Origin of the sequence: Arcanobacterium bovis, from assembly GCF_004331995.1 — a bacterium.
Taxonomy (GTDB): Bacteria; Actinomycetota; Actinomycetes; order Actinomycetales; family Actinomycetaceae; genus Arcanobacterium_A; species Arcanobacterium_A bovis.
The window spans coordinates 238,722-262,173 of sequence record NZ_SJDT01000002.1 but is presented as its reverse complement, the minus strand read 5'-3'; the positions used below and the strand labels follow the sequence as shown (position 1 = coordinate 262,173).

Sequence of the window (23,452 nt, the reverse complement as noted above, 5' to 3'; positions counted from 1 at the left end):
GCTCATCGCCCGTCCGCTAATGCTGCACGTAAATCAGCTGATCGGCACTTAAGCTGGCGTAAAAGTTCTTCATTAATCTGCAATGACTCCAAATTTCGTTCAAATACCTCACGGTCGGTTGCCAAGAACTGTTCCAAACGCTGTTCAAAGTCAACGCGAGCCTCCCGAGCCATCCGGCGCACGGCGTCGTCGCCAAAAATTGCCTCTAAAACGCGTTGTGCCACTATCGCTGTGCCTCCAGCAATAGCGATTTCACCGCCAACAAGACCACCAGTTGAAGCAAACACCACGATAATGAGCGCCACGCCCACAGCGTTGATACCAAATGCAGCAATTCTCGCCATTGCTTTCTTTGAATCGCCATGCGTGCGAATCATATCGATCAAAGACCTATGCCAATCATGAACTAACTCTTGGGCTGCTTGTTCACGCTTCGCCTCGGTACGCAACTGTGAACGCACCTGCGGCACAATCTGTGCCAGTTCCTCACGACTTTGCCATAGTCGAAGTGTATTAGTCACTACTAGCTGTGACTGTGCCACAACCATTGCGAAGGTCATTTCTCCAACGGCCTCTTCAACCGTATTGACGTGCGGTTTGCGCGCAGTAAAAATACTCGTCAGCCTATCTCGCACAAGCGATACTTGGGATTCGAGTTTACGCGCCCACTGGCTTGTGCCAATGAGATCTTGCCAACTGCGTAGCACTTCGCCTTTAAGCAAGCTTCCATCCGATAACCGAGCGGCAATCGCGCTATGTGCGTCGTTAAAGGCTTTCGTCAATTCGGCGTCATATTGAGTGCGATACTTGACTTGTTCCGCATACGAAGACTCAATATGCTCCAGTTTGCCGATCATCGCCTTCACCACGCCCATAAGCGTTTGCTTGGCAACCAGCGAACGGCTGGAACTATCCCGAGCAATCCCCCAAATCCATCCGCGGATGGCGTCAACATCAGCTTCAGGCAACCGAGCATTAGCGCCAAGATCTGTTTCTGACACCACGAACAACGGCGCGTGTTCCAAATCGTGTTCTTTGAGTTTGCGCACAAGATCGGCGCGAACTTCAATACCTACGCCAATCGGAACTCGGTTAAGCAAAACGCCAATAACGAGATCTCGTTGGGCAGCGTCGTCGAGCATCGCCCACGGAATTGCGTCGGCATAGCGATGTGCGGTGGTCACGAAAATCCACAGATCAGCGGCTGCCATCAGCTGCGCCGCAAGCACTCGATTTTCTTTGACCAAGGAATCGATATCTGGCGAATCGATGATCGCTAAACCGCGCGGTATCTGAGGTGACGTTTTGAGAGCGATTTCGGTTCCCGCCGTCTCACTGTGTGTCTGAACAAAATCGTGTTGAGTAGCGCCATCTGCGTCCGAACCAGTAACACGAGCCAGACTCGGCAAAATACGATCAGTTTCAAACCAAGTACGATCCTGCGGATGGCAGATGAGAGTCGGAATGCGCGTGGTAGGACGAAGCGCAGATGCGTGGGTCAGATTCTCGCCAACCAGCGAATTGACGAACGTCGATTTTCCGGCACCGGTAGAACCACCCACGACTGCGAGTAGCGGAGCGTCAAGCGATTCAAAGCGAGGTAGAACGTAGTCATCTAGTTGCTGACAAAGGTCAGATTGCACCTCAGCAGCCAAAGCGCTATGCGAAAGATGGATCGGAAAATGTACCAAATCCAGTGTGCTGCGCAGTTCACGCAACACACTAAAAACCGGATTGCCGGAATTGTCTGGTACAGCTACATTCACCATTAATTCTCCGGATTGAGCAATCTCGGCTGTAGATCTTCCACTGCCGGCATCCAAGCGTGCGGATCAGCGCTAACTTGCTCACCCGAACGGATGTCCTTGACTTGTTCACCGTCGTCGGTGGTAAACCAAACGAACGGAATACCACGCTTATCAGCATATTTGATCTGCTTGCCGAATTTGGCAGAATTTGGTGAAACCTCCGTCGAAATTCCACGCGAACGCAAGGCCATCGCCGTCTTTTCAGCATGACGCCGTTCGCTTTCGTCGTTCACTGCGATCAGAACTGCAGTGGGAACCTTGCGGCTCGGTACCACGACGTCGCGACCAATCACGCGAGCCAAAATGCGCGAAACACCAATCGAAAGTCCAACACCAGGGAATACACGCTTGCCATCGCTGGCCAAGGAATCATAGCGTCCACCAGAACAGACCGAGCCCAAGTCTTCGTGACCCACCAGCACTGATTCGTAGACGGAACCGGTGTAGTAATCAAGACCGCGCGCAATCTTCAGATCAGCTTCGATTGCCCCTGGCATCAGCTCATTAGCACCATCAACCAAATTCACCAGCTCTTCGAGTCCTGCTTCAAGCAATGCACTGGTGTGACCTAAGGCCAAAACTTCATCAGCAAATCCGCCATTTGTACCGCGGATATCTGCCAGTTTGAGCGCGAGTTTGGCTTGTGCTTCCGAGGCGCCAACGCGTTCGGCGAGCAAATCAATCACCACATCTGGGCCGACTTTATCCAGTTTATCGAGAATACGGAGAGTTTCTTCGACGTCTTCGATACCGATTGCCTCGTAGAAACCTTGCGCAAGCTTGCGGTTCGAAGCTTTGATAATCACGCGTGGAATCGGCAATTTGCTCAAAGCATCGACCATGACCAGCGGCAATTCAATTTCGTGATGGAAAGCTAGGGTGTCTTGACCCACCACGTCTACGTCGGCTTGCACAAATTCACGGAAGCGACCGTCTTGCGGGCGCTCCCCTCGCCATACCTTCTGAATCTGGTAGCGGCGGAATGGGAAATCGAGGTGTCCGGCATGTTCAAGAACATAACGTGAGAGCGGCACAGTGAGATCGAAATGGAGACCAAGTTGAGCGTCACGATCGCTTTTCTCATCCCCTGCAGCCTGCAAGCGGTTGAGAAGATAGATTTCTTTTGATGTTTCGCCCTTGCTCAAAAGTTGCGAGACGGGTTCCACCGCGCGCGTTTCGATGCCTGAAAAGCCATGCAACTCGAAAGTAGAGCGCAGTGTGTCAAGAACTTCTTGCTCAACGATACGACCAGCTGGAAGCCACTCTGGGAAACCTGATAAAGGTGCAATTTTTGCCATGATTCTATTATTTCACTTCTCGATACGATTCGCGGAATTTGCCCTATTACGCTTTGTACGTATTATACGTATCTGCTCACCTAGATGGCTATTTCGGTGCATTGAGACGAATCTACTTTTCCACGTGGTCGGCCAATTCGCCTACCAAAATCCATTAACTTAACCCATCGCCGGTTAACTCATCGCCGCATGAAGATACTGCGAATGACGTGTTTCATGGAACATGGTAGTTTGCGGGCCGTGACCCGGGAAGATAATTGTTTCTGGCTTTATTACCTGCACCAAGAAGCGCAAAGACGCGGCCATTTTCTGATCGTCGCCACCGGGTAGGTCGGTGCGTCCAATTCCGTTGTTGAAGATAACATCTCCCGAAAGCATGAATTGCTCGTCCCGGCCGGTATCTCCAATACTGTGCGGCCCAGCAGCAATGGCGCGTCCTGCGAAAAGAAACACCGATGATCCTTCCGTATGCCCCGGCGTCGCAATGGCACGCAAAATGATGCCAGGCACGATCTCCACCGAATCTTCATAGAATTGCCCGGGCAAGGCCTGGAGATTACTCGGCACGCGCCACTCATCAATGCCCATTCGCCCAAACGCGATAGCGAATTGCGGCATCCCCAGGTGCTCTAGTGGATTACCGAGCCGGTATAGGTCTGGTTCAGGAACATAAACCTGTTCGTCCTCAACAACACCAGACACGTCCCACACGTGATCAGCATGTCCGTGCGTGAGCAAGACTGCCCCAAGTTTCAGACCGTGTTCTGCCAAAGTTTCCTTGATCCATTGGCAAGAACCTGCCCCAGTATCCACTACTAATGCAACTTTTTTCTCCTCGTTCGCCAAGATATAAGTATTGGCTTCGAGGAAGGTTTGGCTATATCGCAAGATGATCATAAATATAACCGTACCTGATATGCATGGTTTACTGCATTTACACGAAAATCTGCGTACAATATTATGTGAATATTACGCGCACGGTGTGGCACCCGCCTACCCCGTCCTCAAAGGAGCATCAAAGATGACCGAATCCACAGAAAATGCCCGTCCAAAGATTCCCGTTCCACTGCCACGCGCAGAAGCCAAAGTTGCGTTGCCGGTGCCTCATATTGACGACGCCGATGCCGCAGCAGCAGCCAAGTGGGGACGTGTAGACGATGAAGGCAACGTTTGGTTGCGTTCGGCAGGATCGGAGCCAGAACGTATTGTTGGACAATACGCTGCTGGTGGTACTGAAACTGATGCTCTTGGTCTGTATGTACGTCGCTACCTCGATATTAAAGCGCAGGTTGTACTATTAGAGTCACGCGTTTCCAAGATTTCACCGGAAGAGGCTCGCAAGTCGCTTAAGTCACTCAACGAACAGCTAGTTGAGCCTGCTGTTGTTGGCGACGTAGAGGAACTTCGCAACCGTGTGAAGGTTCTCGAGACGAAGATTGACGAGCGCGCAGCACAAGTTGCGGTTGAACGTGAAGAAGCTAAGGCTAAGGCTCTTGCTGACCGCACCACAATTGTCGAGCGTGTAGAAGCAATCGCAGCTCAGGATCCAGCGAAAACGCACTGGCGCAATTCGCGTGATGAGCTCAATCAACTGCTTGACCAGTGGAAGAATGCACAGCGCCACGGTGCACGTCTCGACCGCGCCACTGAAGATGAATTGTGGAAGCGTTTTTCTGCAGCTCGTACGCAGTTCGACCGGCATCGTCGGCAGCATTTCTCGGATCTAGAGGCACAGCACAAGGAGACAATCCGCACGAAAGAAGCGCTTATTGCGCAGGCTCAGGCGCTTCAGACCTCAACTGATTGGAATGAAACCGCTGCACAATACCGCAATCTCATGGATCAATGGAAGCGAGCAGGCCGTTCCACTCGCAAAGACGACGATCGACTCTGGGAGCAGTTCCGAGCAGCACAGCAGGTATTCTTCGACGCACGCAATTCGCATAATGCTGCGCTTGACGAAGAGTTTGGTTCGAACCTCGAAAAGAAGCTCGCTCTTCTTGAGCAAGCTGAGAATATCCTGCCAGTAGATGATATCGCCAGCGCCAAGGAGCAGTTGCGTGCGATTGGCGAGCAGTGGGATGCTATTGGCAGAGTTCCTCGCGCTGACGTTGCCCGAACCGAAGGCCGACTGCGCGAAATCGAGCGAATCATTCGCGATGCTGAAAATGAGCAATGGGCAAAGACTGATCCTGATAAGGAAGAGCGCACCTCAGGCATGGCTCAGCAGCTTCAGCAGCTCATCACGGAGTTAGAAGCCCAACTTGCCCAGGCACAAGCTGAGGGTGATGCGAAGAAGGTTAAAGAGTACGAAGAGGCATTGAAAGCTCGCAAAGAGTGGCTCAAAGCCGTGCTTGACGACTAACTAGAGCTAACTAGATATTTATATGGTGGGTTGGCGAACAGGGCATTTTCCCTGTTCACCAACCCACCGAAGTCGGGCTTGGGGGTGGTTTCCACAGCTGTGGAAACCACCCCCAAGCCAATGGCGGATTTTGATATACCTGCTTCATGATCACATTCCCGCTTATCGAAGCCAAAAACCTAGCACAGCTCAATGAATGTCGACTCAGCGACGATCAATATCTTGAGCTTTTACCTGGAATCTTTGCAGATCTAAATTATTGCATCACTCCAACATTGCGCGCTTATGCGCATCAGTCCATCACTCACGAAGGAGATATCCTCAGCGCACGCTCGGCGCTGTGGATACATACTGGCATTGCTCCTGTTACTCTCGTGCGTGGCCCTCGTACCGTACGTTTAGACTCGAAATATCGCAACACTGGCCCACGCCGCAGGATTCAATCCCACAATATTCTCAAGTTAGGCAATGTGTTCGTCACAGACTGCGATCGAACTGCCGTTGATCTCCTTCTTGAAGACTTAGAGTCGGGAATCGGGTATTTACCTTCACTTCTACGCGCAGGCGCTCGTTACGAACGAATGCTCGATTGCCTTGAACGCATCCGTTCAGTGGCAGGCAAGAAACGGGTGCAAGCGGTACTCTCCCAGCTCCCAAGCGACATATTCTCCTATAATCGCCCCAACCACAGCGACACATCGCTTATGGCAAGACCCGCCGGTGTGCATCCTTCTTCGACGCCGTAACACGATAGGCGTCGTAAACACCCTCAATCTTGCGCAGTTCCTTCAGCACCCGATCAAGATGGCGTGGATCAGAGATCTCAAAAATGAAATTCGACCGAGCGAGTCGCTCACTTGAGGTATTAATTGATCCAGAAATCATATTAATATCGTGCTCACTCAAAGCCTTCGTGATGTCAGCCAACAGGCCTTTCCTATCGAGAGCTTCGATCTGCACTTGCACAAGGAATATGCCTTCTGGCGTGCCGTCCCAAGCAATATCAATAAAGCGATCAGGCTCACGGCGCAAGGAGTCCACATTCGGGCAGTCGGCACGATGAACAGAAATCCCTTTTCCACGCGTCACGAAACCAACGATGGCGTCCGGAGGCACTGGCGTACAGCACTTTGCAAGCTTGACGAGCACATCGACGTCGTCAAGATTCGATACGACGACGGCAGACGAGGCGTTACCCTCGCGGCGGTGTTGGATACGCGTAGGCGTTACAGCTTCCGACATCGTCTCTTCGACGCCGGCTTGGCCACCTTGCGAGGAAATAATTCGGCGCACCACTGTTTCAGCAGAAATCGATCCTTCACCAATTGCCGAATACAGATCCGAAACATCAGTTCGCGAGAAATCTTGCGCCACAGCCTTTAACGTCTCATGGGACATCAGACGCTGAACAGGCTCGTTCTTCCGACGAATCGTTTTAGCAAGCTTCTCTTTGCCAATCTCTATCGCTTCATCGCGGCGGTTTCGAGTGAACCACGATTTGATCTTCGCACGGGCACGTGGAGTGGCAACGAAATCCATCCATCCTTGTGATGGACCAGCGTCATCAGACTTAGCCGTGATGATCTCAACCGTATCGCCAGATTCAAGCCGATGGTCAAGAGTCACGAGACGATCATTGACTTTCGCACCAACTGTTTTGTGCCCGACTTCGGTGTGAACAGCATAAGCGAAATCGACCGGCGTCGCTCCCGCTGCCAGCTCCATTACTTCACCCTTGGGCGTGAACACATATACTTGATGCCCGGACATCTCATAACGGAGCGAATCGAGGAACTCCGCAGGATCAGCTGTGTCGCGCTGCCAATCCACCAGCTGACGAAGCCATTCAAGCTGAGTGTCTTCAGCGCTAGTTTCAACGTTTCCGCTCTTCTTGTTGGGATTCTCTTTGTAACGCCAGTGCGCAGCGACGCCAAACTCGGCGCGTCGGTGCATATCGTAGGTGCGAATCTGAATCTCTACAGTTTTGCCATTCGGCCCGATCACCGAGGTGTGGATTGATTGATAGAAGTTAAATTTAGGGCTGGCAATATAATCCTTAATACGCCCCTGAATCGGGGTAAAAATAGAGTTCGCAACGCCCAAAGCTGTGTAGCAGTCCTGCACTTCATTGACGAGCACACGCACACCGATGAGATCATAAATATCTTCAAAATCGCGCCCGCGCAAGATCATTTTCTGATAAATCGAATAGTAGTGCTTCGGCCTACCAGAGATTGTACACTCGACCTTTGCACGTGCCAGCTCCGATTCCAGTGCTTTCTTAATATTTTCAATATAGGCGACTCGTTCTGGACTACGATCTACCACCATGCGCTCGATTTCCGAATATACCGCTGGGTAGAGAGTCTTAAATGAAAGATCTTCCAGTTCCCATTTAATGGAGTTCATGCCAAGCCGATGTGCAAGAGGCGCGTAGATCTCCAAAGTCTCGCGAGCTTTCTTGGCTGCCGATGAGGACTCAACATAGCCCCACGTGCGAGCATTGTGGAGGCGATCTCCCAATTTAATGAGCAATACACGAATGTCTTTAGCCATAGCCACGACCATTTTTCGCACAGTCTCGGCTTGGGCCGCCTCGCCAAATTCCACTTTGTCGAGCTTCGTCACTCCGTCAACAAGCAATGCTACTGTTTCGCCAAATTCTTTTGTGACTTCTTTGAGCGTATAACCGGTATCCTCAACGGTATCGTGAAGGAGCGCTGCGACGAGGGTGTCCTCGTCCATTCCTAGCTCGGCAAGGATTTCGCAAACCGCAATGGGATGAGTGATATAAGGTTCGCCCGATTTGCGCTTTTGGCCTTCATGGCAGTGTTTTGCGACCTCATAAGCATGAATAATGCGTTCAGAGTTTAGCGATCGATCAGAAATGGCTTCAAAAATATCGGACAGGGCATCAGGAATCACGATTGATTCGCGCTTACTCAACCATGAATACTTGGATCGAAATCGCGATCCCCCGTGATTCTCCGACATATTTCCACCTACCATGCTGTGATTTTACGGGAATTTCTCCCCGAATAAAATTTCAAACTTAAGAGTTTCATCAACCAAGACTCCGGCATTGACTCATCGGCAATACAATCACTGGCATAAAGGCCGAATACTCCCAAGAGATCACCTGCCTAAATACAGAGCACGGGCAGTCCCCTGCCCGTGCTCTGTATTTTCAGTAACTAAGAACTGATTCGATTGGAATCTTTTCACCCAGTCGTTCACGTCCGCCCAAGTCAGTTAGCTCGAGCAGAACACACAACGCAGCTGGAACGCCACCTGCTTGTTCGATGAGATCAAATGCGGCAGCAGCAGTACCGCCAGTTGCCAACACGTCGTCAATTACGAGCACGCGCATTCCGTCTTCGACTGTGAATGGTTGCAACTCCATGCGAGCCGAACCGTATTCAAGATCGTAGTCCACTCCAACTACTGGTCCAGGCAATCGGCCTGCCTTACGAATCGTCAGCATTCCAACGCCCATGGCAACCGCCAATGGAGCGCCGAGGATAAAACCTCTCGATTCAAGACCAGCAACCGCATCAACCTTGCCGCGGTAACGATCAGCAAGAATTTCAATCAACTGTCCGAATGCATGTGCATCGGCAATCAGAGGAGTGATGTCTCGGAAAAGAACACCTGGAGCGGGAAAATCACTCACTTCACGCACGTGTGATTCAACGAGTTCAACAGTGTCCTTGGGAAAAATCAGGTTCTCACCCATCATCGATTCCTCTTCTTTCGCTTTTTCGGCTGAGCAGAATTGCCTTTGTGTTGCCCGGCCACGCGGTCGTCCAAATGCGCACCAGTAATCATATCCGATTCTTCCGATGCTCCGTCTACTGATTCCAAATCCTTAGACGTTTCATGTCCAAGCTCACCTCGCGATGCCAATACGCTACGGGTATGGGCAGCAATATCGTCGTTGCGCAAAGCCAAAGCAACAGCCAATGGCGCAGCGATGAAGATCGACGAAAGAGTCGAGAGCAACATTCCAACGAACATCACCAATGCGAGATCACGGAGTGTTTCAGCACCGAAAATACCAACACCAATGAACAGCACTGCCATAACCGGCAAAAGTCCGGTAATCGAAGTGTTGATCGAACGGATCAAAGTCTGGTTGATAGCCAAGTTTGCTGACTCTTCATAGGTAATCTTGCGTTGCTTGCGCAGTTCAAGGGTGTTTTCACGCACCTTATCGAACACCACAACGGTATCGTAAAGCGAATAGCCCAAAATCGTGAGAATACCGATGATAGTGGCCGGAGTAATCTCCAAACCAAGAATCCAATAGATACCCAATGTGACAACGAAATCATGAAGTAGTGCTCCGATAGCGCCAACCGCGATAGTCCATGAACGGAAGTACGCAATCAACACGATCGATACGGCAACCAAGAACACGATCATGGCTCGGATAGCCTTGTCCATGATATCCTTGCCCCACGATGGACCAATGAACGTAGAAGTTACTTCCTTTTCCGGAACTTGATAAGCCTTCGCTAGTTCTTCTTTGACCTTCTGTGTCGATTGATCGTCCAAAGAGGTGGTCTGAACACGAATCGAATTCGACCCCAACGAAGAAACGCGCGGAGCGTCGTCTTTACCAACTTGAGCGATTACCTTGTAAGCGCCGTCGTGCGAATCAATTTTCGTATTCGACACTGTGAACTGCGATCCGCCTCGGAACTCAATTCCAAGATTTGGCTCCTTTACGAACACCGATGTAATCGACGCCAAAATAGCCAAAATGATGATACCGAACCAGATTTTGCGCAAACCAATAACGTTGAAGGATTTGCGACCGGAGTAAAGATCATTACCAATGGAGTAAACAGACATCAGTTCTCCTCCCCTTCCGATGCGCTATTGGTATCGCTCATTTCTTGAGCCTGCGCTTTCTTCTTTTCTCGCCGTTCTCGAGCGCGGCGTTCAGCCAGCGTTTCACCTGGTTTTCCGGCAGGTAGTTTTATAGGGGCTTCCTCAGTCTCAACTGCCGACGGCGTCAACTCGCTTTCCCCCGTAGCCTGAGCCAGAGCCACCTCATCGGAAGACGCCGTCGCTTTGGAATTCGCGCCGAAATTGCCGCGTCCACGATATAGCGGAACATGGCGCAAACGCTCAATGTCCAGACCAGAGAAACGCTTGCCCTTTCCAAAGAATGCCGTTCGAATCACGAGTAGCATCAACGGATAGGTGAACATCATGACGACGATCAGATCGAGCAGCGTGGTGATTCCAAGTGTGAATGCGAAACCTCGCACCGAGCCAACGGTAAGAATGTAAAGCACAACCGACGCAATTAGGTTCACACAGTCGGAAATAATGATCGTGCGCTTGGCGCGATCCCAGCCGTATTCAATTGCAGAGTGGATATTGCGTCCATCGCGAATTTCATCTCGAATACGTTCGAAGTACACGATGAAGGAATCGGCTGTGACGCCAATCGAAATAATCACACCGAGCACGCCTGCCATAGACAACCGGTATCCCATGCCCCACGACAACGCGCAAATGACGAGATAGGACAAACCTGTCGAGAGAACAATAGACGCAACAGCAATAATGCCCAGACCGTGGTATTGCCAAAGCATATACAAAACGATCAGCAACAAACCAATAAAGCCAGCAATCAGACCTGCTTGGAGCTGCTCGGCACCGAGTGTTGCCGAAATCTGTTCCTCAGATTGCACATTGAAGTTCAAAGGCAAAGAACCAAAGTTGAGCTGGTTAGCCAATGCCGCAGCTTCGTCGGCTTTGAAATGCCCTGTGATTTGCGCCTGTCCACCAGAAATCGGACCATTCGGAACTGGAGCAGAAAGTACCTGACCGTCAAGCACGATAGCGAACTGGTTCTTTGGCGACTGCATTTGGTAGATGCGCCCTGTTACGTCCGCAAAAGCTTTAGCGCCCGCCGAATCGAACTGCATGTTCACAGCCCAACCACCAGTTGGAGTACCCTTTTGATCGGTAGCCATCGACGACGATGCCTTCGTCAAGTTCGTGCCTTCAATTTCTGCCGGACCAAGAATGTACTTTTGCTCGCCAGTTATGGAACAAGCTACCGAAGCCTTTTTGGGATCGTCAGCTGTAGCACGCAAACGAGCATCTTCTGAGCCACATTCAAGCTTGAAAGCATCGTAGAGCGCCTTTTCAGTTACCCAAAGATCATCCGAATAGTCTTTCGGAGTGCTTTGTGGAGCATCCTCAATTTTTCCATCCTTATTGGAATCAGCTAAGGCAACAATCTCTTGTTCAAGCTGTTCAGGAGTCAAATTGGGAGCAGGAGTTTCAGGAGCCGGAGCAGCTTGCCCATTCGCAGCACCACCATTGGCCTGCGCTTGTTTCATTTTCGCGATATCATCTGCAGTTAAAGCCTTTGGCGCCATGACCGAGAGCACCGGACGCAAGCGCAAAACTGCAGATGTACGAACCAAATCTAAGGTTTCCTTGCTCGGGTTTCCTGGCAAAGCAACCACGATATTTTTTCCGCCCTGAGCACTGATTTCTGCTTCTGCAACACCCGACGCATCCACACGCTGGCGAATAATTTCGATTGCCTGAGACACATCAGATTCGGTAACTTCCGAGCCATCTGTTGCCACTGGGGTCAAAATGATCTGGGTTCCACCTTCGAGGTCAAGTGCCAAGGAAGGCGTGAACCGCGATTGCGTTCCCTTAAGTGTGCCCGCAAAAAGTGAACCAATGAGGGCAATCATTAATACGAAAAGCACCAACAGTCGCTTGTTACGCGATGTCTGCCTCTCCATTACTCTATTTTTCGACACGAAATTGTCTTTTCTCTTGTTCAGATTTGTTCTGATGGAAATCTTTTAGTTTTGTCAGAATTTTCAGTTATCAGTGCGTTCCACCGGAGTATCAGCCACTGGCTTTTCAATAACTGCGTCGTTATCCGCAGGCATTTCCTCAGCTGATTCGTCAATGAGCGCTGCATCTTCTTCGCTAATTTCTGCAACCGGTATATTCATTTCCGCCATAATTGACGTTCTGAGCCAAACCGTCTCGTCGCCACTGGGCGACTCAAGCGTTACGGCGTCACCATCTATATCAACGATGCGCCCAAAGAATCCCGATGTGGTCACAACATTGTTTCCCACTGCGATAGCTTTGTCGCGCTGTTCCAGCTGAGCACGCTGTGCTTTCTTGGCACCTGCGTTCATGAACCAGATAAATCCGACCATGATCACAAGCAAGATTAAGATTTCAATTCCTGGCATAGATGTGTCTCCGTAGAATGTTCAAAATTATCATTGATCACTTTACTCGTTTTTTCCATCAACTAAAAAGTGTTTCTTCTGGTGGTATCAGTCCCAAATGTTTCCATGCCAACGCCGTCGCCATTCGTCCTCGCGGTGTGCGCACCAAGAAGCCCTCACGCACCAAGTATGGCTCGGCAACCGTCTCCACAGTCTCGGGTTCCTCCCCTACAGAAACAGCTAAAGTGGTTAGCCCAACTGGTCCGCCATTAAAACGTAAACACACTGCTTCGAGCATTGAACGATCAAGACGATCAAGACCGCGGGCATCAACTTCAAATACGTCGAGAGCCGCTCGCGCCGCCTCCAAATCGAGAATGCCGTTTCCACGCACTTGCGCCCAATCTTGCACGCGGCGCAACAACCGGTTCGCAATACGCGGCGTGCCGCGTGAGCGTGAGGCAATTTCTTGGGCTGCGTCGTCGTTCAAAACAGCATCCAGTTTGATCGCATTAGCAGAAACTATTTGCGCTAATTCTGAATTTTGGTAGTAATCAAGATGAGCCGTAAAACCAAATCGATCGCGCAAAGGTGCAGGCAACAAACCTGCTCGAGTGGTTGCACCAACCACGGTAAATGACGGCAATGGCAGCGGAATTGATGTAGCACCTGGACCTTTGCCAACCATCACATCAACTCGGAAATCTTCCATTGCCAAGTACAGCATTTCCTCAGCGGTGCGTGCCAAACGATGAATCTCGTCGATGAAGAGCACGTCACCTTCTTGAAGCGAGGATAATACTGCAGCTAAATCACCAGGATGCTGAATTGCTGGGCCAGATGTCAGCCGCAAAGATCCGTTGACTTCGGCGGCAATAATCATTGCCAAAGTAGTCTTTCCTAGCCCTGGAGGCCCAGAAAGCAACACGTGATCAGGAGCGTTTCCACGGGCAATTGCTGCATCTAAAACGAGCGAGAGCTGATTTCGCACGACTTCTTGCCCCACGAATTCCACCAGCCGTTTCGGGCGTAGCGCTGCTTCTTGGGCACGTTCAGTATCACTGGCATCTAAATTGGTAATATCCCACTGGCTCACTGTTATCGCCGACTTCCCAAAATTTGTAATGCACTACGCAGCAGTTGCGCGACGGTAGCATCAGGGCTGACCGCTTTCGCTTCTTCGATTGCGCTGCTCGCATCCTTTTCTTGCCAACCGAGATTCACCAGAGCCTCCAAAACATCTGGTGAGGCATTCGATTGCGCAGGTTCACTCATCACCGTGCGACTTGGGCCGAGCTTGTCACCAATCTCGAGAATCATCCGCTGAGCACCCTTTTTACCGATGCCAGAAACACGAGTGAGCGCTGCTTCATCTTTATTTTGTACCGCACGGCGCAGATCATCAGGGCTATGCACACTCAGCACTACCAGAGCGGTGCGTGGGCCTATACCCGAAACCCCGTTGAGCACCTCGAAAACCGCGCGTTCGTCGTCGTCCATAAAACCAAAAAGCGTGAGCGAATCTTCCTTGACAACGAGAGACGTGAATAGGGTCGCCTCTGCACCGATACGTAGCGACGATAGTGTGCTGGGCGTAGCGTAAACCAGCATCCCTACCCCGCCCACGTCAATGACGACGGTTGAGATGGTCATGGAGAGCACAGTTCCACGCAAGGAAGCAATCACTATTTCACCTTTCGAACAAACGTTTCATAAACAGAGTACCGTATTGTTACGAAAATACGCGGCACAAATCACCACCGTTATTGTTTGTCTTTTGGCGCAACGGCGCCGTGACGCGCCTGCAAACGTTGTGCCTGCGCCCACATTTTTTGCGCCGGCGTAAGATCGGCTCCTTCGGCGCGCGGCAACATTCCTGCGCCGCCGTGCTGAGCCCGATCTGTATCTTGAAAATCCATTGCCCCGCCCCGCCATGCGTGACAAATTGCAATCGCTAACGCATCGGCCGCATCTTTGGGCCGCGGGAGTTCATCCAGCCGCAATATTCTTTGCACCATTGCCTGTACCTGCGCTTTTTCAGCACGCCCGCTGCCGGTTACCGCAGCTTTCACCTCGGAAGGTGTATGGAAGGCGATGGGCAATCCCCTGCGCGCAGCAGCGAGCATAACAATTCCCGCAACCTGCGCTGTACTCGTCACTGACCTCACGTTTTCTTGAGCAAACACACGTTCAATAGCGACGACGTCGGGACGAAATATTGCGAGCGTTTCTTCGAGTTTGTTCGAAATCAGCAATAATCGCTGGTGAGGAGGCAATTCTGGTGCGGATCGGGCCACGTCCACGTCAATGAGCTTCACTTGACGCCCACCCCGAGCATCAATGACGCCCAAGCCGCATCGAGTCAGACCCGGATCCACACCTAGAATACGCAATGAGAATTAGCCCTCTGCCTCAATCTGAGCCATAACATCATCCGGAATATCCACATTGGAGTAGACATTCTGAATATCGTCAAGATCGTCAAGCGCATCAAGCACCTTGAGAACCTTCAAAGCGCCTTCTTTGTCCACGGCTACCTTCATCGACGGCACAAACTGCACTTCAGCAGAGTTGTAGTCGATTCCGTTCTCCTGCAACGCGGTACGAACGGCGACGACGTCGTTCGGCTCCGAGAGCACTTCAAATACGTCGCCTTCGTCAGAAACTTCCTCTGCACCAGCATCGAGCACTGCCATGAGCAGCGAATCTTCATCTACGCCGTCAGCCTTTGGCACCTCAATAACGCCTTTACGCGCGAACATGTAGGCAACCGAACCTGGATCTGCCAGTGTTCCACCGTTACGGGTGAGCGCAACGCGGACTTCCGAAGCTGCACGGTTGCGGTTGTCGGTCAAACATTCGATCAGCACTGCGACGCCGCCCGATGCGTAACCTTCGTACATAATCGATTCGTAGGTAACGCCGTCTTGACCTTCGCCTGAGGCACGCTTAAGAGCGCGATCAATGTTATCTGACGGAACCGAATTCTTCTTTGCCTTCTGGATCGCGTCGAAAAGTGTTGGATTTCCTTCGGGATCAGGTCCACCTGTACGCGCAGCTACTTCAATATTCTTGATCAGGCGCGCAAAAAGCTTGCCACGCTTCGCATCGATCGCAGCTTTCTTGTGCTTTGTGGTTGCCCACTTAGAGTGTCCGGACACTAGATCTCCTTATTCTTCGAAACCTTTACCAAGCAATTCTACATTGCAAAACAAAAAACGCTCACATTTATCTTTGCGAGTGCGCTCACGCCGCAGGCTCAGTGCTCGGTTTTTCAGCACGCAGCGTCGACGACGCAGGCTCAGTGCTCAGTGCTCAACCACGGTGAGAAGTTGCCCATCCCAACCCTCAGCCCAGCGCTGTGCCATGGTTACAAAATTCAGTGGATAAACAGTTTCGCCGCCGTCTTCTGCTCGCGCCAAATCCTCAAGATTCCACCAGCGGTGCTCATCTAATACTTCTTTTTCTAGCGCCGTGAGCGAACGATTCACTCCGCCGTCGATAATTGCCTTTTCTTCGTCCGAAACGTGCAATACAAAGAAATATTCGTCTTGTTTCGAGGTCTTATTAACAAAACGGAAAGTAGATTCACGGTATAGAACTGGCCCCACAAAGCGATTTATATCAGCTATAAGCCCAGTTTCTTCGGCGAGTTCACGAGCCGCAGCTTCTGCACCGGTCTCGCCGCTCATTTTGCCGCCACCCACCGTGAACCACCAGGCATGATTCACATCGGCGTAATCATGCCCCTTGATGAGGTACACCTCCTGGCGAGGATTAAAGATGACCACTCGCGCAGCCTCGCGATGCGGAAATCCTTGTTCGTCTAGCGGCCACTCTTGCTCAAGCTGATCAGAAATCTCGCATTCGAGGTCTTTGCTTGCACCGTTATTACGCACCGTATTTGAAGGCTCAACCCGGGATTGTTTCACTCGTCGCCTCGTTTCCTAAAAACATCGTACGCAAACGTACAATTTCATTGAGCAAATATCGCTCACGCTCACGATTTTCAGCTGTCTGAACTTGGCCGATCCGCAGCGCAGTGGTGCGAAAATATCCCAGCTCAATAAGCGCATTTTGATAATCTTTCATCGTTTCAGTGCCGCGGCCTTTGGGTGAACCACGCCGAAGCATCCGCACTTCCGACCAATGCTGAGCCGAGAGCCGGCGTGCAAGCGATAAAATCATGTCGATATCAGATGAAAGGAGCCAGCCAGCATCAACGTAGTCCTGCAAGCCTTGCACCACGAAACGTTTTTGCTGCCAACGTGCGTAAATCGCCAAAGCCGTCATCACAATAACGATTGGCACATTACTCCACACTACATAACGTTCATACGTCATGCCTGGAAAACTCAGCGCAGCGTTATTGAACCAATGCCCTGCTATTGCACTGGCAAAAGCAGGTACCAGCCACAGTGCACGCGCAATTCTCCCCTTGGTAAACACCGCGAATCCGAGGAAAAATCCAAATGCTGCCGTCCATGCTTCGTGGTTGAGCGGTCCGTCGAGAAAACGCACTTTGAAAACCTGCTCAATCACCTCGTAATTGCGCACAAAGTACAAAATATTTTCTGTGAAGGCAAACCCAGATCCAACTAAAGCTCCGTACACGATGCCATCTACAGGACCGTTAAAATACGAGCGCAAGAGCTTATAGATGAGAATGACGCCGAGTCCCTTGCTAAATTCCTCCGTCAATGGAGCAATGTAAGCACTGAGATAGAATTTCACATCCGATTGTGAGCCCGCCCCAATCAGTGCGTTGTGGGCAATATATTCACCTGCGTAATCGTTTAGCGTAATCGCCAAAATAATCGAAGAACCTGCTCCCCAAGCAAATGCCGCAGCATACATCCACATTGGCTCAGGTTCCCAGCTGTCGATGAGCCACACAAAGAAACCGATAGCAACCACTGGGATAATGGCATACAAAGCCGCACCAAAAACTCCATGTACACCTTGAGGGCGAGACAGTTCGGGCAATATTGCCCAGAAGCCAAAAGCGCCGATCATCGTCATAAGGATCGCAATAATATACGCAGAAGCACGCCGTCGTTTCATCGCTATCAATCCACCAAATCCACAGTCTGCGGCATAGGCGCACGCCCAGCTAAGCGCAACGAACGTGTAAAACGACTCCGGCGCACGCGGCGGGCTTGGGAGACGTGGGTATTGTGAAAACGCCGCGTCATACGCACATCGCGCCGATCGCGCTCAAGTTTACTCAGTAGCAGCTTTTCATGCGTGTCAAGCTCATCTCGATCTAATTCATCGACCGTGAGCTGCAATACCCGACTCAATTCCGACTCCACACTCAAGCGATCTTCCGCGGCAAGGTTCTCGTTGCGCTCCTTAGAATAGGCAACCAGCTCAGAATACGTAGCATCGATCGTACCGGCTGGAATCTTAAGCGAAAGCGAATCGAGACCGTCGTCCACCAGCGGCAAATCAACCGCATGAGCAGCATCTTGAGCCGCAGATTTAAGCAAAACTGCCGAGGCAATATCGAGCGCACCGCTATCGGCAAATTCTTGTGCATGTTGCGCACGCGAGAAGAGTGCATTTTCCAGCAATCGACGCGATTTCACGGCATTGATATGCAAAGTGTTGAGTTTGCGTGCCCTAATAACGGCCGCGACTACGATAAACACACTCAGTATACAAGCACCAAGCGTGAGCGCGATGAGAAATGATGGCATGAGAAGTTCCCGTCATCCGATTCCGGCATTTTGCATTTTAATCGCCGTTTCATACACAGCAAAAATTTGCGATGCCACAGTTCCCCAATCATATTTCCACGCAGACACTGCGCCTGCCTGCGCTTTTTGTGCGCGCAGTTGAGGATCACTCAAAGCCTGTAGAATCACTCGACTTAGATCATCGGCGTTTTCGTTTTCAAAATGAAATCCGCAACCTCCGTTTTCCAGTACTGCCCGAAAAGCTGGAATATCGGACGCCACGATACACGCCTGTGCGCTCATTGCCTCAACCAAAATAATTCCAAACGACTCGCCACCCGTATTTGGCGCGATATACACGTCAGCAGAACCAAGCAAAGCAGCTTTATCCTCGTCCGTCACTCCGCCCAAAAACTCAACGTTGGATACGGCGTCACCAAACAGAGCCTGCGCCTTTTCGATATCCCCACGTCCTGCCACAAATAGGCGCGCGTCTGGATACTCGTGCAAAATATGCGGCATCGCTTCAGCCACCAAATGCAAACCTTTACGCGGCTCGTCTAATCTGCCCAAGAACGCCAAAGTCGGCTGTTGCGGTGTGCCGACGAAACGTTCGTCGCGCTCCTTTATTTGCATCTGTGAGACTTTCACGCCATTTGGGATCACCCACGCGTCCCCGCCCAGGTGCTGCACCGCCGTCCTTCTCGCCTCTTCTGATACAGCAATTCGCGCCTGAATCTTATCAAGCATTGGCACCAATATCGGAGCAGAAAGCGTCATTGCCCGCGAGCGATCCATAGCGGTGTGAAAAGTCGAAACAATTGGACAATGAGCGCTCATCAGCGCCAACATGGACACCGACGGCGTAAAAGGCTCGTGAACGTGCAAAACGTCTAGGTTCTCGTCTCGCAACCAAGCGCGCACCTGGCGATTTACTTTCGGCCCGAAGGCTAGCCGCGCCACCGAGCCGTTGTAACGAATCGGCACAGCTGCTCCAACGGGAACCACATATGGTTCGAGTCCTTCAGTTTTTTCCGACGGCGCAATGACCGTTACCTCATGACCGCGCGAAATTAGTTCCTCAGCCAGATCACGAATATGAATCTGCACGCCACCGGCGACATCCCAAGAATATCCACACGCAATTCCGATCTTCATGGGCCTCACTCGTCTCGTGGTTCAGCATCGAGCGCGCGTTGCAATCGAGCCAAATCTAAATCGTCAACAAACAACTTTTGCAGCATGTGCCAATCAGTCAAATGCGCTCGCAAAATAGGCAGAATCTGATCCATCCACTGTTGGTTCATCTCGATGAGAAGCTCTGCAGGAATAGTCTCCCCCACCGGAATATGGCGAGGTGGCAATATTGGTTCGCCGATAATGAGTTTGATCCCCCACGACGATCCAGCTTTCTTTACTCGCCGGCGATCCTTGCCGAAGTAATCGCACACCACCATTACCGGAATCATCGGAAGATTAGTACGAATCGCAAGAATCGCTGCCCCCGGTGCCACGCGCGCGCGATGCCCACCCAGCTCCACCTCAACACCGCGAGCACTCAAATCACGGTCACACAGCAGCGGCGTAAAACAAATAGCAGAATCCATATCCGCAGCTAACTTGCCTATCGAATTGCTGCCACGCACAGCTTGATAGATACTCATCCCCAAAGACTCACGAAAATCTAAAAACTGCTGCGCGAGTTCAGGCGGTTCAAGCTTCTCCGCAATCGTATGAACTGGTGCAAGATCGAGAGTTGCCCAAGCGCCTGCCAAATCCCAATTTCCGCTGTGTAAGAGCGCCCCAGAGCATGAATTTTTCGACAAGATGTCGACGAGCACGTCGAGGTTTTCGCCGCTCACACGCGCGCGAATTTGCTCCGGTGAGAGGTATTTGAGCCGAAAAACTTCCTGGTAATACCGCATATAGGAACGCATTGCCTGCGCACTTCGCCAGCGTTGGGCAAGCTTGGAATCGAGCGTCACAATTCTTTGCTGATTCTTACGAAGCTGGCGCACGCCGCCCGTATTGCTAAGGCCGACGACGAAGCCCACCGCCTCAAATACACGGCGCGAAACGCCGTCGGGCACCTTCGCCACGAAGCGATCACAGAGGGAAACCAGCCTGAGAATATCCATAAGGTCTGCTCAATTACTGGTTATTTGGCGCAAGCTTGCACTGCTGATACACCACGTGCATGCGTTGAATAACAGTGATAAATGCGAGCAAGGCGAGTATCCACATTCCTACCGCCATAATCCAGTGACTCAAACCGAAACCTACCAAAAGAACACAAATTCCGGCGAATACTAGGCGATCTGCTCGCTCTGCGATTCCGACGCTGGCGCTCAGCCCCACGCCTTCGGCGCGCGCACGAGCATAGGGAACAATAGAGCCAAAAATGAGAGCAGCCAAAGCTCCGGTCATCACCCAAATCCGCGTAGGCTCGCTGGCAGAGGTGTATCCCCACGCCACAAAACTTGCGAATATCGCAGCATCTGCGAAGCGATCCATGGTGGAATCGAGAAATGCACCCCAAATGCTTGAGGTATTGGTCAAACGCGCTACTTGACCATCAAGATTGTCGAATATGACGAGAATCGTCACTATCAAAGTGCCAATAAGTAAATGATTCCTAGGGAAGAAATAGAGCGAAGCGGCGATCGTCATGACAGTGCCCACGACTGTAATCGTATTGGCGCTGACACCAAGCTTGACGCATGCTCGCGCAATCGGCCCAAAAATAATCTGAGCCAGCGGTCTACCCGATCGACTGAGCATCTATCCTCCCCACGAAAATCAATTTCAGGTGCTGGTTTGGTGCAGGCGCCTCAAAAACGCCTGCACCAAACACTCTACTGGTTTACGTGATTTTTGATCTGATCGACAATGCGTGTGATGGCTTCCTCTACCGGAACGCCGTTATCTTGGGAACCGTCACGCATGCGGAACGACACAGCTCCTGCTTCCACGTCCTCTCCACCAGCGATCAACGTAAATGGAATCTTGTCTTTAGATGCGTTGCGAATCTTCTTCGGGAACCGATCATCGGACTTATCCACTTCCACACGCACGCCGTGCTCGCGAAGCTTGGCAGCGACGTCGTCCAGATATGAATCAAAGGCATCCGCCACTGGAACGCACCGCACCTGAACAGGAGCCAACCAAGCAGGGAATGAACCCGCATAGTGCTCTGTTAGCACACCGAAGAAACGCTCGATCGAGCCAAACAGTGCACGATGAATCATCACTGGCTGCTGACGCGAGCCATCAGACGCAGTGTATTCGAGGTTGAAACGCTGTGGGAGGTTAAAGTCGAGCTGGATAGTAGACATCTGCCAGGTGCGGCCAAGTGCGTCTTTTGCCTGCACCGAAATCTTCGGTCCGTAGAAAGCCGCACCTTCTGGGTCAGGAACGAGCTCCAAGCCCGACTCATGCGCCACTTCTTCGAGTGTGCGGGTGGCCTCTTCCCAGATATCGTCGTCACCAACGAATTTCTTCGGATCCTTGGTGGAAAGTTCGAGGTAGAAATCGTCAAGACCATAGTCTTTGAGCAGATCAAGCACAAATGTGAGGAGCTCGGAAAGCTCATCTTTCATCTGCTCGCGGGTGCAGTAGATATGCGCGTCGTCTTGCGTGAAGCCTCGAGCGCGCGTCAATCCGTGAATAACACCAGACTTCTCGTTTCGATACACGGTACCGAATTCAAAGAGACGCAACGGCAGCTCACGGTAAGAACGCCCACGGGCACGGTAAATGAGATTGTGCATTGGGCAGTTCATTGGCTTGAGGTAGTAATCGGCGCCCTGTTTGGTGATGTTTCCATCGGCGTCGCGCTCCTCGTCCATCTGCATGGGCGGGTACATACCCTCGGCGTAGAAATCGAGGTGCCCGGAAAGCTCATAGAGGTTCGACTTCGTAATATGCGGAGTATTGACGAACTCATAACCACCTTTGAGATGCTTTTCGCGTGAATAATTTTCCATCTCCATGCGGATAATTCCGCCCTTAGGATGGAACACTGCGAGTCCAGAACCAATTTCGTCCGGGAATGAGAACAGGTCGAGCTCACTACCAAGCTTGCGGTGATCGCGACGTTCGGCCTCAGCGATACGCTCCTGGTAAGCGAGCAGATCCTCTTTAGATGCCCAAGCTGTACCGTAGATTCGCTGGAGCGAATCCTTGCTTTGATCGCCGCGCCAATATGCGGCCGACGCGCGGGTAAGGGAAAAACCGTTCCCGATCAGTTTGGTATTGGGAAGGTGCGGACCACGGCACAGATCGCCCCATGCCACTTCCCCATTGCGGCGCACGTTCTCATAGTACGTGAGCGTTTCGCCACCCACCTCAATGGAAGCACCATCAGCAATGTCGTCACCTTGGGAGCTCTTGGCATCAACAAGTTCCATTTTATAGGGCTGATCTGCAAGAAGTTCGCGTGCCTGCTCTTCAGACAGCTCACGGCGCACAAAGCGCTGCCCCTCTTTGACGATCCGCTTCATATCTTTTTCAAGTTCTTTGAGCAGCTCAGGCGTAACAGAATCGATATTGCCGAAGTCGTAGTAAAAACCATCGGTGATGAAAGGACCAATGCCGAGATTCACGTCTGGGAATTTGTTCTGTACTGCCTGAGCCAGCACATGCGTGGTGGAGTGACGCAAAATATTGAGTCCATCTGGGGAACCAATCGTCACTGTTTCAATCTGGGCATCTTCGGGAAGAGATGTGAGCTCTGTGGATAGATCCTTCAGCTCGCCGTTTACTTTCAATGCAACAATCGAACGGTTAGTAGCAAAATAGTCGATTCCATTAATCGCTTCGTCGATTGCTACGTTTTCTCCGTCAATGCTCAGTTTCACATTTGCCTCCTGGCTTGGCTGGCTGCGTTACAAGGGCACCCAGCTATTTCTTTGATCAGTATGTAGTTTACGCGTAACTGTCAAAGAATCCCTAAGTGTAGCGACGACGTGCGGAAACTAACTACCAAGCGTTCCGGCAGTACGTGGTTTCGGCGCGTCCAACCGGCGCCATCGCACATTCTCGTTAATACTCCGCCGCACATTTTCCT

21 protein-coding genes are annotated in these 23,452 nt (G+C 51.4%); 2 read left to right on the top strand and 19 right to left on the bottom strand.

What is annotated here, in order from left to right:
- Positions 1-2: 2 nt before the first annotated feature.
- From EZJ44_RS03055 to EZJ44_RS03045, 3 genes are all read right to left on the bottom strand, one after another.
- Positions 3-1,769 carry a dynamin family protein gene (locus tag EZJ44_RS03055; protein ID WP_131279988.1) on the bottom strand — a complete coding sequence of 589 codons (1,767 nt, stop codon included), beginning with the start codon at positions 1,767-1,769 and terminating at the stop codon, positions 3-5.
- Positions 1,769-3,106 (bottom strand): histidine--tRNA ligase, encoded by a 1,338-nt coding sequence (gene hisS, locus EZJ44_RS03050; RefSeq protein WP_131279987.1) that lies wholly within the window; start codon positions 3,104-3,106, stop codon positions 1,769-1,771. Before hisS ends, EZJ44_RS03055 begins: the two co-directional genes overlap by 1 nt.
- A gap of 174 nt (positions 3,107-3,280) precedes the next feature.
- Positions 3,281-4,003, bottom strand: a complete 723-nt coding sequence (locus EZJ44_RS03045) for an MBL fold metallo-hydrolase (RefSeq protein WP_131279986.1) — start codon at positions 4,001-4,003, stop codon at positions 3,281-3,283.
- Positions 4,004-4,127: 124 nt separating this feature from the next.
- Here EZJ44_RS03045 and EZJ44_RS03040 point away from each other — a divergent pair, with 124 nt between their 5' ends.
- Both EZJ44_RS03040 and EZJ44_RS03035 read left to right on the top strand, forming a co-directional pair.
- Positions 4,128-5,471, top strand: coding sequence for a DUF349 domain-containing protein (locus EZJ44_RS03040; protein WP_131279985.1), 1,344 nt, complete (start codon positions 4,128-4,130; stop codon positions 5,469-5,471).
- A 146-nt stretch (positions 5,472-5,617) separates the two neighbouring features.
- A complete protein-coding gene (locus EZJ44_RS03035; RefSeq protein WP_131279983.1) occupies positions 5,618-6,217 on the top strand; it encodes a hypothetical protein in 600 nt (199 codons plus the stop codon).
- On the opposite strand, the gene EZJ44_RS03030 is transcribed toward EZJ44_RS03035, so the two are convergent.
- The 16 genes from EZJ44_RS03030 to thrS all read right to left on the bottom strand — a co-directional run bounded on the left by EZJ44_RS03030 (position 6,174) and on the right by thrS (position 23,243).
- A complete protein-coding gene (locus tag EZJ44_RS03030; protein ID WP_241658564.1) occupies positions 6,174-8,480 on the bottom strand; it encodes a RelA/SpoT family protein in 2,307 nt (768 codons plus the stop codon). The two genes, EZJ44_RS03035 and EZJ44_RS03030, sit on opposite strands and share 44 nt — an antisense overlap.
- Before the next feature lie 178 nt (positions 8,481-8,658).
- Positions 8,659-9,207, bottom strand: coding sequence for an adenine phosphoribosyltransferase (locus tag EZJ44_RS03025; protein ID WP_131279981.1), 549 nt, complete (start codon positions 9,205-9,207; stop codon positions 8,659-8,661).
- On the bottom strand, positions 9,207-10,328 hold the full coding sequence (gene secF / locus EZJ44_RS03020) for a protein translocase subunit SecF (RefSeq protein ID WP_131279979.1): 1,122 nt from the start codon (positions 10,326-10,328) through the stop codon (positions 9,207-9,209). Before secF ends, EZJ44_RS03025 begins: the two co-directional genes overlap by 1 nt.
- The gene (secD, locus tag EZJ44_RS03015; RefSeq protein ID WP_131279977.1) at positions 10,328-12,256 is read right to left on the bottom strand and encodes a protein translocase subunit SecD; all 1,929 of its coding nucleotides are present in this window, start codon (positions 12,254-12,256) and stop codon (positions 10,328-10,330) included. Before secD ends, secF begins: the two co-directional genes overlap by 1 nt.
- An 81-nt stretch (positions 12,257-12,337) precedes the next feature.
- Positions 12,338-12,724, bottom strand: a complete 387-nt coding sequence (locus EZJ44_RS03010; protein WP_131279975.1) for a preprotein translocase subunit YajC — start codon at positions 12,722-12,724, stop codon at positions 12,338-12,340.
- A 58-nt stretch (positions 12,725-12,782) separates the two neighbouring features.
- On the bottom strand, positions 12,783-13,799 hold the full coding sequence (gene ruvB, locus EZJ44_RS03005) for a Holliday junction branch migration DNA helicase RuvB (RefSeq protein WP_241658563.1): 1,017 nt from the start codon (positions 13,797-13,799) through the stop codon (positions 12,783-12,785).
- A 2-nt stretch (positions 13,800-13,801) separates the two neighbouring features.
- The gene (gene ruvA, locus EZJ44_RS03000) at positions 13,802-14,389 is read right to left on the bottom strand and encodes a Holliday junction branch migration protein RuvA (RefSeq protein ID WP_131279971.1); all 588 of its coding nucleotides are present in this window, start codon (positions 14,387-14,389) and stop codon (positions 13,802-13,804) included.
- Positions 14,390-14,466: 77 nt separating this feature from the next.
- Entirely contained in the window at positions 14,467-15,096 is a 630-nt protein-coding gene (ruvC, locus tag EZJ44_RS02995; RefSeq protein ID WP_131279969.1) for a crossover junction endodeoxyribonuclease RuvC, read from the bottom strand.
- A gap of 6 nt (positions 15,097-15,102) precedes the next feature.
- Positions 15,103-15,864, bottom strand: coding sequence for a YebC/PmpR family DNA-binding transcriptional regulator (locus EZJ44_RS02990; RefSeq protein WP_131279967.1), 762 nt, complete (start codon positions 15,862-15,864; stop codon positions 15,103-15,105).
- Positions 15,865-16,011: 147 nt separating this feature from the next.
- Positions 16,012-16,635, bottom strand: a complete 624-nt coding sequence (locus EZJ44_RS02985; protein ID WP_241658562.1) for an NUDIX hydrolase — start codon at positions 16,633-16,635, stop codon at positions 16,012-16,014.
- The gene (locus tag EZJ44_RS02980) at positions 16,616-17,767 is read right to left on the bottom strand and encodes a PrsW family intramembrane metalloprotease (RefSeq protein ID WP_131279965.1); all 1,152 of its coding nucleotides are present in this window, start codon (positions 17,765-17,767) and stop codon (positions 16,616-16,618) included. The genes EZJ44_RS02985 and EZJ44_RS02980 overlap by 20 nt, the downstream gene beginning before the upstream one ends.
- A 5-nt stretch (positions 17,768-17,772) precedes the next feature.
- Complete coding sequence (locus EZJ44_RS02975) at positions 17,773-18,405, bottom strand: hypothetical protein (protein ID WP_131279963.1); 633 nt, start codon at positions 18,403-18,405, stop codon at positions 17,773-17,775.
- 12 nt (positions 18,406-18,417) lie between these two features.
- A complete protein-coding gene (locus tag EZJ44_RS02970) occupies positions 18,418-19,542 on the bottom strand; it encodes a glycosyltransferase family 4 protein (protein ID WP_131279961.1) in 1,125 nt (374 codons plus the stop codon).
- A 5-nt stretch (positions 19,543-19,547) separates the two neighbouring features.
- Positions 19,548-20,522 carry a phosphatidylinositol mannoside acyltransferase gene (locus EZJ44_RS02965; protein WP_131279959.1) on the bottom strand — a complete coding sequence of 325 codons (975 nt, stop codon included), beginning with the start codon at positions 20,520-20,522 and terminating at the stop codon, positions 19,548-19,550.
- A 13-nt stretch (positions 20,523-20,535) separates the two neighbouring features.
- Positions 20,536-21,165 (bottom strand): phosphatidylinositol phosphate synthase, encoded by a 630-nt coding sequence (gene pgsA / locus EZJ44_RS02960; protein WP_131279957.1) that lies wholly within the window; start codon positions 21,163-21,165, stop codon positions 20,536-20,538.
- Between the two features lie 74 nt (positions 21,166-21,239).
- Entirely contained in the window at positions 21,240-23,243 is a 2,004-nt protein-coding gene (gene thrS / locus EZJ44_RS02955) for a threonine--tRNA ligase (protein WP_131279956.1), read from the bottom strand.
- Positions 23,244-23,452: the final 209 nt, after the last annotated feature.